Genomic DNA, 9,098 nt, shown 5'->3' with positions numbered 1-9,098 from the left:
CCCCGTGGGGCGGGCGCCACCGTGCGGGCGGGCGCCGGAGGGCCGAACGCCCTCCGCGCGCCCCCTCGCGCGCCGAACGGCCCGTCACCGCACCACTCCCAGGCGGCGCGGCCGCAGCCCGGCCGCGACCAGCTCGCCGCGGGCCCGGGCCACCACGGCCTCGGCACCGCACGGCGTGGCGACCTCCACTCCGCGGTAGAGGTGGTCCGCGGCCTGCTGGAGCCGCCCGGTGCGGCGCAGCAGCACCCCGAGGTCCACCAGCGCGTCCGCGAGCTCGTACGTCGCCGGGGACTTTTCCAGATGGGTGACCGCGCGGTGCAGCAGACTCACCCGTTCGGGTCCCTCGCTGATCCGGGCGAGCACATGCAGGGTGCGCCCCAGCGCGGAGTCGGTGCCCACCCGCTCGGCCCGCCGCACCGCCTCCTCGGCCAGCTCCAGGGCCCGCCGCGGGTCGGCGTTCTCCAGGGCGAGCGCCAGCTGCGGCATCCAGGGGCACCAGAGCGGGTGGTGCATGCCGCGCACATCGAGGCGGTGCCCCACCTCGGACAGCTCCTCCGCCGCCTCCTTGAGCCTGCCCTGCGCCAGCCGCAGCGTGCCGAGCACCACCTGGGCGTTGGGAATGGTCACGGCGGACGGGAACGGCTTGCCGAAGCCGTAGCGGACGGCCAGTTCCTCCGCCGCGTCCGTCTGGCCGCGCGCCAGCAGGATCTCGATCAGCGCCCCGACCGCGTACCACTGGCCGGGCGTGCCGGGGCCGACCCGCTCGGCGAGGCCCAGCCCCGCGCGGACGAAGTCCTCCGCGTCGGTCAGCCGCCCGCTGCGGAAGCGGATGTAGCCCAGCAGCGTGTAGCCGAAGGCCAGATGGGCGCCGCGCCAGGCGTGCCGCTCGAACTCGGAGATGCCCTCGGTGAAGAGCTCCTCGGCCCGGTCCGGCCGGTCGCAGTACAGAAAGGTGAGCCCGATCAGCGCCGGGACCTCGAAGCCCCAGTTGTCGTCCACCCAGCTCAGCCCCGGGCCCAGCGCCCGCTCCGCGTACTCCAGGGCCGTCTCGGCCGGCTCGCCGCGCACCACCGCGTCCCAGCCCCGCAGCCCGAGCGCGTACCGCTCGGTGAGGTCCCGGCCGGTGAGCCGCTGGGCGAGCTGCGCCAGCCGCCGGGAGCGGGCCGGGGCGCCGTCCTCCTCGGCGGTGAAGGCCGCCCGCATGAAGTGCTCGGTGTGCATCCGCAGCCGCACCCGGGAGTCGGTCGCCCGGCGGGCCTCCCGCGCGAGCACGCTCGCCGCCTCGGGCACCTGGTCGCAGTGGGCCAGGGAGCGGGCCAGCCGGATGACGACGCCCTCCCGCATGGCCGGGTCGATGTCGGGCTCCTCCAGCGCGGCCCGCAGGTGGTTGACCGTGGCCGCCGGGTCCATCAGCAGCGCGGGAGCGCCCAGTTCGTAGAGGACGGAGGCGCGCAGGGCGGGCGGCGGGGGCTCCCGCAGGGCCCGCTCCAGACAGCGGCGGGCGGCGTCGGGCGCGCCCGTGCGCAGATACTCGCGGGCCGCCTCCTGCAACTGCCGGGCGACCCACTCGTCGCCCTCCGGATGCGTCTCCAGCAGATGCCGGGCGGCCGCCGCCGGGCCGTGGCCGCCCTCGATGAGCTCCCAGGCGGCCTTGCCGTGCAGTGCGACCCGCACGGCGGCCGGGATCGCCCGGTAGACGGCCGTGGCGATCAGCGGGTGGGAGAACTCCAGCGCCCCGCCGCTGTGCAGGATGCGGGCGGCGCGCAGCCGCTCCATCGAGTCGGCGGCCTCCGCCGGGCCCATGCCCGCCAGCGAGGCGGCGAGCGCGGGCGAGGCCTCGGCGCCGAGCACGGCGACCGCCCAGGCCAGCCGGACGTCGCCGGTGCCGAGCTGGTCGAGCCGGTCCAGCACGCCACTGCCCCGGGCGGAGGCGGCCATGTCCCGCAGCAGCGGGGCGTTCTCGTCGGTCGGGGCCATGCCGCGCTCGCGCGCCTTGGCGATCAGCTCGACGGCCTCGAAGGGGTTGCCGCCGGTCAGCAGCCACACCTCGTGGCTGAAGCCCTCCTCGGCCTCGGGGCCGGCGCCGCTCGCCCCGGGGCACCCGCCGGCACCCTCGCCGCTGCCGCTGCCGGTGCCCTCCGCGCCCTCGGTGCCGCCCGTGCCGCCCGCGCCGTTGACCGTGGCGTCGGCGCCCGGGCACAGGGACCACCGCACCAGCTCGGACACCGCGACCGGGCTCAGCGGGGCGAGGTCCAGCGGCCGCACCCGATTGCGGTCCACTATGGCGCCGAACCCCGCGGCCGCGTCCGGGAGTTCGTCCGGCCGGTAGGCCACGATGACCAGGACCGGCAGCTCCTCCACGCGGCCGACGAAGGACGTGAGCCACGCCAGGGACTCCTGGTCCGCCCAGTGCGCGTCGTCGAGCATCAGGACCAGCGGGCCCCGGGTGACGGCCACATTGGTGACCACCCAGTCCAGGCCGTCCCGCACGCCCTGCGGGTCGGGCGCCGCGCCCTCCGCCGGCGGACACAGCCCCAGACAGGGGCCGATGATGCGCTGCCAGGCGCCCAGCACCTCGGCGCGCTCGGCCTCGCCGATCGACGCCAGCAGTGGCTGGAGGAGCTGGCGCACCACGTGGAACGCGGCGCCGCGCTCCTGTTCGCCACCGCGGGCCACGAGCGTGGTGCACCCCCGCTCGGCGGCGAGGAGGCGCACCTCGGCGAGCAGGGTCGTCTTCCCGGCGCCGGCCGGCCCGGTGTACGCCAGCAGCCCGCCGCGCGGGGCGGCCGGGCCGCCGCCGTCGCCGGCCCCGCCGCCGACGCGGTCCAGCGCCGCCTTCGCCGCGATGATCTCACTCTCTCGTTCCAGAGTCCTCGAGGGCGTCCGGACGCCTCGGTCCTGCCCTGCGCGCGCTCCTGTCGGCGGGGTGCCGACGCGATCCATCACTACGTGTTCCCTCCCGGTACGGCGCCTTGCCGCGCATGTCGCGGCGCCCTCCCGCCGCTGGGGGCGGGCCGGACGCCGGGCAGGGCGACTACCGACGGTGCGGCTTTCGGCAATGACGTAGCGTATCTCCGCTGTGACGGACGGCGAGAAAGGTTTGCGGTACGCTCCGCCGGAGCGGCCGGGAACCGGTATGCTGCTGTCTTTTTCCGCGACGAATTCCGACGCGTTCCCCGGCGCCCCTGCTCTCGGTCGCCGCCGCTCTCAGGCGCCGTCGCCCCGGGGGCAGGTGCCGCCCTCCCGGGGGCCGTTCGCGGCGCGGGCCCCGTGCGGGCAGTGGCCGCGGCCCAGCTCCCTGGCGCGGTCGTCGAGATAGAAGTTGGGGCGCTGATCGGCCCAGTCGTAGTAGCGGTGGAACACCGGGGTGATCCCGCCGGACACCGGCGGCACGATCCAGCTCCAGTCCGCGGGCACGGTCCGCCCCTCCCGCTCCTCCCGGGCGAGATGGGCCAGGAAGCGGCGGGACTCGGTGTGGTGGTCGCTGATGCGCACGCCGGCCCGCCGGAAGGAGTGCAGCACGGCCACGTTCAGCTCCACCAGGGCCCGGTCCCGCCAGAGCGTCGCCTCGCTGCCGGTGTCCAGGCCCAGCCGGCGGGCGACGGTGGGCAGCAGGTCGTAGCGGTCGGGGTCCACGAGGTTGCGGGCGCCGATCTCGGTGCCCATGTACCAGCCGTTGAAGGGCGCCAGGGGGTAGTCGACGCCGCCGATCCGCAGCCGCATGTTGGAGATGGCGGGCACGGCGTGCCAGCGCAGCCCGAGATCGGCGAACCAGGCGTGGTCGGGGTGGTACAGCGGGACCTCCAGCACCAGCTCCCGGGGGACGTCGAAGAGCCGCGGCACGCCGTCGGCGGCCTCGATGACCAGCGGCAGCACGTCGAAGGGGCCGCCGGAGCCGGTCCAGCCCAGGGCGCGGACGGCGTCGGTGAAGTCGGCGTACCCCGCGTCCCCGACGACGCCGCCGTCGTCCCCGCGGTGCCCCGCGTACCGGATCAGCTGGTCGTTCCAGACGCGCGGCGCGGGCCGCTCGGGGGTCTCCGGGGCGAAGACGGATATCAGCGGGCGGACGCGGCCGCCGTTGGTGGCCCGCCTCAGGTGGTCCAGCAGATGGGCGTGGATCTCCGCCGGGCGGGTGGCGTCGCGACGGTCGAGGACGCGCAGGCTGTTCCAGTACAGCCGGCCGATGCAGCGGCTGCTGTTGCGCCAGGCGACGCGGGCGCCGTACGTCAGCTCCGCCGGGGTGTGCCGATAGGTGCCGGTGGCGGCCACCTCGGCGCGGACCTCGGCGAGCCGGGCGCGGAGGGGGCGCGGCTGGTCGGGGTGCTCGTGGTGGAGTCCGCACAGGAACTCCTCCGCCTCCCCGAGCACCTCGTCCGGCGAGGGGCGGGTGGCCGGAGGCGTCCGTTGCGGGCCGTGCCCGTGACCGGGGTCCGCCGCGAGGCGGACCCCCGGGGCGGCGCGGTTCGCGGAGGGGGAGCCGGTGCGGGGCGTGCCGGCCGGGAGCGTGTCCGTACGGAGGTTCATGACCTGTCCTCGGGGAGAGCGCGCGGGTACGGGGGACCGGAGTGCGTGAGTCACCAGATCCTTCTCCGTGCCGCGCCCGGGGGCAACGGTGCGGCTGTGCCTCCGGCACGTGCGCCCCGAGAGCCGGGTCAGTCCGCCGTGTAGCCCTCGCCGACGCGTTCGCCCGACAGCTCGTCCACGACCGAGGCGAGCTGTTCGAAGTCGGCCACCAGCCGGCGGAAGGGCGGCGTCAGCATGTCGCGCGCGAAGTCGGCCTGGCTCGTCACCTCGATGACCTCGATGTAGTGGCAGCCGGCCGGGGGCCGGTCCGGGACCCGGAGCACCCGGAAGGCACGCACGCTGGGGAGTTCGGGGCAGGTGGCGTAGTCGACGTCCCGCACCCACCGCTCGAAGCGCTCGGGCGGCACCCCGGGGTTGAGCCGGATGCGGTGGACGATGGTCTCCATGCTGCTCCTCCGATCGAAGCGGACGCGCGTATTCCGCACGGCGCCGCGGCCCGTGCGGCGGGGGAGGCTCGTACGGCGCCGGCCTGCCGCGGTGCCGGGCTCGTACGGCCGCCGGCCGGTCAGCGGCCCTCAGTGACGGGCGGCCGCGCCCGGTCGGCGCGGTCGCGCGGCCGCCCCCGCGGGTCGGCGGCCCAGGCCGAGCGCCCGCGCGACGTTGTTGCGCTGGATCTCGTTCGTGCCGGAGAAGATCCGCGCCGGCAGCGCGTCGCGCAGCAGCGCCTCCGCGTCCCCGCCGCCGACGACCCCGAGGGCGCCCAGGAGCTGCACCGCGTCCAGCCCCACCCGCACCGCCGCCTCGCTGACCGCGATCTTCGCGAGGGCGGGGGCGATCTCGTCCTCGCTGCCGCGGGCCAGGCCGTCGGCGGCCCGGTAGAGCAGCAGCCGGGCCGCCTCCAGGCGCAGCGTCATGTCCACGATGCGATGGCTGACGGCCTGGAAGCCGCCGATCGCCGAGCCGAACTGGCGGCGCTCGCCCGCGTACGCGACGGTGGCGTCCACCACCCGCCGCATCGCCCCGAGATAGGCGGCGAACAGACAGGTGCGCTCCCACTTCATGGAGGCGGAGAACACGCTGGCCCCCGCGCCCTCGGCGCCCAGCACCGCGTCGGCGGGCACGTGGCAGCCCTGGAGGGAGACGTCCGCCATCGGGGAGCCGCGCAGCCCCGTCTTGTCGTGGCGGGGGCCCACCCGCAGGCCGGGGGTGTCGGCGGGGACGACGAAGGCGGTGAGCCCGAAGAAGCCGCCGCCGGGGGCGGTGGCCGCCTGGATCAGGAAGACGTCCGCGACGGGCGCGTTGGTGGTGAAGCACTTGTCGCCGCTGAGCACGTACCCGTCGCCCCGGCGCTCGGCGTGGGCGCGCAGGTTCAGGGCGTCCGAGCCGGCCTCCGGCTCGGTGATGGCGTGGGCCGCGATCCGCTCGCCCGAGCAGAGCGCGGGCAGCCAGCGCCGCTTCTGCTCCTCCGTGCCGAACTCCACGATGGGCATCAGGCCGGCGAACAGATGCGCCCCGACGGAGAAGGCGAAGCCGGTGTCGGGGCAGCCCTGGCCCAGCGCCTCCATCATGGCCGCGGCGGCCACGGCGGTCAGCCCGCTGCCGCCGTACGCGCTCGGCACGGCGCTGCCGACCAGCCCCTGCCGGCCCGCGAGGCGCCAGCGGCGCCGGAAGTCCGCCGCGTCGAACTCCCCGGCGGCGGTGGGGGCGGGGGCCAGCTCGCGCCGGGCGAAGCCGAGCACCATGGCCCGCATCTCCTCGGTGTCCGCGTCGAAGTCGAAGTTCATGGCGTGGGCTCCTCGACGAGCAGGTGGTAGTTGATGCCGCCGGTGCCGAACGAGCTGACGCCGGCCCGCCGCGGCCGTCCGGGGGCGGTGGTCCAGGGCGACAGCTCCGTGGGGATCACGGCGGGGATGGCGTGCAGCTCCAGCGCCGGGTTGAGGGTGGTCGGCGCGAGGGTGGGCGGCACGGTGCGGGCCCGCATCGCCAGGAGCGTGCGCAGCAGCCCCGCGGCGCCCGCGGCGGCGAAGGTGTGGCCGACGAAGGACTTGGCCGAGCCGATCCCCAGGGGCCGGTGCCGCCCGTCGCCGTAGACCCGGGCCGCGGCGGCGATCTCGACCCGGTCGCCGACCCGGGTGCCGGTACCGTGCGCCTCCAGGTAGTCCACGTCCGCCGGCGCGAAGTCGACCTGCTCGAACGCCTGGCGCATCGCCCGCACCTGCCCCGCCACGTCGGGGGCGATCAGCGACTTGGCGTCGTTGGAGGCCCCGATGCCCCGCAGCAGCCCGTACACCGTGTCCCCGGCGCGGCGCGCGTCACCGAGGCGCTTGAGGAGGAACAGGCCGCAGCCGTCGCCCGGGGTGAAGCCGTCGGCGGCGGCGTCGAACGGCGCGATCCGGGTGTGCGAGAGCAGCCCCAGCGCCGAACACAGCACCAGGTCCCGGGCGTTGCACGCCATCTCCACCCCGCCGGCCAGCGCGAAGTCCACCGCGCCCGCGCGCAGCGCGCCCATCGCCAGGTCCAGCGCGGCCAGTGACGAGGCACAGGCCGCCTCGACGGCCACCGGCACGGCGTCCAGGCCGAACTCGCCCGCGATCAGGGCCGCCGTGCCGCTCGCCAGACAGCCGTCGAACAGCGCCGGCGAGAGCCGCTCGGCGGGGCCGGGCGGCGGTCCGTGGCGCTCGCGCGCCCGGTCGAGCACGGCCGCCAGGTCGTCGGCCGGCACCTGCTTGAAGGCCGCCAGCTCCGCCACGGCGGCCTCCAGCTCCCCGAGCGCGAGCCGGGCGCCGAGTTCGCGGTCCCGGGACAGCGCCAGGGTGCTGCCGATGGCGATCAGCCCCCGGCGGCCGGGCCCGGCGGGGGACGGCGGGACCGGCCCCGAACCGGCGGGCCGCGGGGCCGGCGCCCACCCCGCGGAGCGCAGGGTCTCGGCGGCGACCGCGAGGGCCAGCCGCTGCGCCCCGTCCAGCAGTTCGTGGCGCAGCGGCGTCATCCGCGCCTCGGGCGGGGGCGCCTGCGGCGCGGGCACGGCGGCGCCCTGGTCGGTGTAGCTGTGGGTGAGGCTCAACTCGCCGGGCCGGTAGAGGAGGTCCCGGTCCAGCAGCGCGGCCGGCAGCGGGCCGATGCCCGTGCGGCGGGCCCAGATGGCCCGCCAGAAGCCGTCCGCGTCCGCCGCGCCGGCGAACCGGCCGCCCAGTCCCACCACGGCGATCGGCTCCGGGGTGCGGGCCGGCAGCGCGGCCCCGGACCGCTTGGGCGCGTGCGCCCCGGGGTACGCCGAGCGGGCCGAGTCGTACTCCTCCAGCACCAGATGGCAGAGCGTGCCGGTGACCGACGAGCCGAGGACCGCGGCCCGCCGGGAGCCGTCGCGCCGGCCGGGCCGCCAGGGCTCGGCCGTCCGGGGCAGCCGGAACGGCGCCCGGGACAGCGCGGCGCACTCCTCCCCGCGCGCCGGGGCCCACTGCGGCGGCAGGGTGCGGTGGTGCAGGGCCAGGGCCACCTTGGTGACGGCCGCGAGACCGGCGTTGGCGACGGTGTTGCCCAGCCGGTCGCGGACGCTGCCGAGGGCCACCGAGGCCGGTTCGGCGCCGGCGAACAGGGTCGCGAGCGCGTCGAGTTCCGCCTCGGTCTCGCGGGCGACGCCGGAGCCCGCGCACTCCACGTACTGCACGGAGCGCGCCGGCACGGCCGCCGCCCGGTAGCAGGCCGCGGCCACCTCCGCGCGGTGCCCGGCCGAGGTCGAGTAGCGGAAGACGCCCGGCCGGGCGTCGTGCCGCACCGCGCACTCCAGGATCGAGGCGTAGACCCGGTCGCCGTCCCGGACGGCCGAGGACAGCCGCTTGAGCAGCAGCGCCCCCACCCCCTCGCCCAGGGCGAAGCCCCCGCCCGCCGCGGCGAAGGGCACCGCGTCCGGCGCGATCAGCCCCTTGGCGGCCAGGGCGCGGGCGAGCACCGGGCCGTCGTGGCGCTGCCCGGCCACCACCAGCACGGCGTCGGACACCCCGGCGCGCAGGTGGTGGACGGCGTGCCAGAGGGCGAGGAACGAGGTGGCCTCCGCCGACTCCAGCGCCAGGGTCCGGCCGCCCAGCCGGAAGGCGGTGGCGATCCGCGCGGGGATGGTGCTGGCCATCTCGCCGACCCGGTCGTGCGGGGAGGCGCCCAGGCGGCGGGTGAGCAGCTCCCGCAGTTCCCCGGCGGCGGTCCGGGCGCCGCGCCGCGACTCGGGGCGGTCCGCGGCGAGGGCGGCCCGCTCCAGCTCCCGCGCGTACGAGGCGGCCTCGATCCGCAGCGCGTTGGCGTACTGGCGGTCCAGCCCGAAGCAGGTGCCCGCGATGACGTCGGTGCGCTCGGCCGGCAGGGGCCGCCGGAGGTGGCCCGCGTCGTCCAGGCACTGCCGGGCGGCCTCCAGCATGAGCATCTGCATCCGGGCCATGGACCGCGCCTGCACCGGCGGCACCCCGAAGCGGGCGGCGTCCACGGCGATGTCGTCGAGCGTGCCGCCGCCGGGCCCGCCGTCGGGCCCGGGGCGTCCGCGCCTTCTGGGAGCTGCTGACCACGCCCGCCCCCCCCCCGGGCCC

At 77.1% G+C, this 9,098-nt stretch carries 5 protein-coding genes; all 5 read right to left on the bottom strand.

What is annotated here, in order from left to right; all coding sequences use genetic code 11:
* Nucleotides 1-84: 84 nt before the first annotated feature.
* Entirely contained in the window at nt 85-2,943 is a 2,859-nt protein-coding gene (locus ACSNOD_RS24050) for an ATP-binding protein (protein ID WP_436769119.1), read from the bottom strand.
* Nucleotides 2,944-3,207: 264 nt separating this feature from the next.
* A complete protein-coding gene (locus ACSNOD_RS24045) occupies nt 3,208-4,524 on the bottom strand; it encodes a nitric oxide synthase oxygenase (protein ID WP_436769118.1) in 1,317 nt (438 codons plus the stop codon).
* 128 nt (nt 4,525-4,652) lie between these two features.
* Entirely contained in the window at nt 4,653-4,970 is a 318-nt protein-coding gene (locus ACSNOD_RS24040; protein WP_436769117.1) for a RedY protein, read from the bottom strand.
* Between the two features lie 129 nt (nt 4,971-5,099).
* On the bottom strand, nt 5,100-6,308 hold the full coding sequence (redW, locus tag ACSNOD_RS24035; RefSeq protein ID WP_436769116.1) for an L-prolyl-[peptidyl-carrier protein] dehydrogenase: 1,209 nt from the start codon (nt 6,306-6,308) through the stop codon (nt 5,100-5,102).
* Nucleotides 6,305-9,098: polyketide synthase (locus tag ACSNOD_RS24030; protein ID WP_436769115.1), on the bottom strand; the 2,794-nt coding region annotated here is incomplete at its 5' end. The genes redW and ACSNOD_RS24030, both read right to left, overlap by 4 nt.

It is taken from the genome of Streptomyces sp. URMC 123 (assembly GCF_051386515.1).
GTDB lineage: Bacteria > Actinomycetota > Actinomycetes > Streptomycetales > Streptomycetaceae > Streptomyces.
The sequence above is the reverse complement of the archived record's forward strand: the minus strand, read 5'-3'. Positions and strand labels throughout refer to the sequence as shown.

Coding starts and splice junctions, on each gene's coding strand:
- ACSNOD_RS24050 (WP_436769119.1), bottom strand. CDS start 2,943: ATGGATCGCGTCGGCACCCCGCCGACAGGAGCGCGCGCAGGGCAGGAC.
- ACSNOD_RS24045 (WP_436769118.1), bottom strand. CDS start 4,524: ATGAACCTCCGTACGGACACGCTCCCGGCCGGCACGCCCCGCACCGGC.
- ACSNOD_RS24040 (WP_436769117.1), bottom strand. CDS start 4,970: ATGGAGACCATCGTCCACCGCATCCGGCTCAACCCCGGGGTGCCGCCC.
- redW (WP_436769116.1), bottom strand. CDS start 6,308: ATGAACTTCGACTTCGACGCGGACACCGAGGAGATGCGGGCCATGGTG.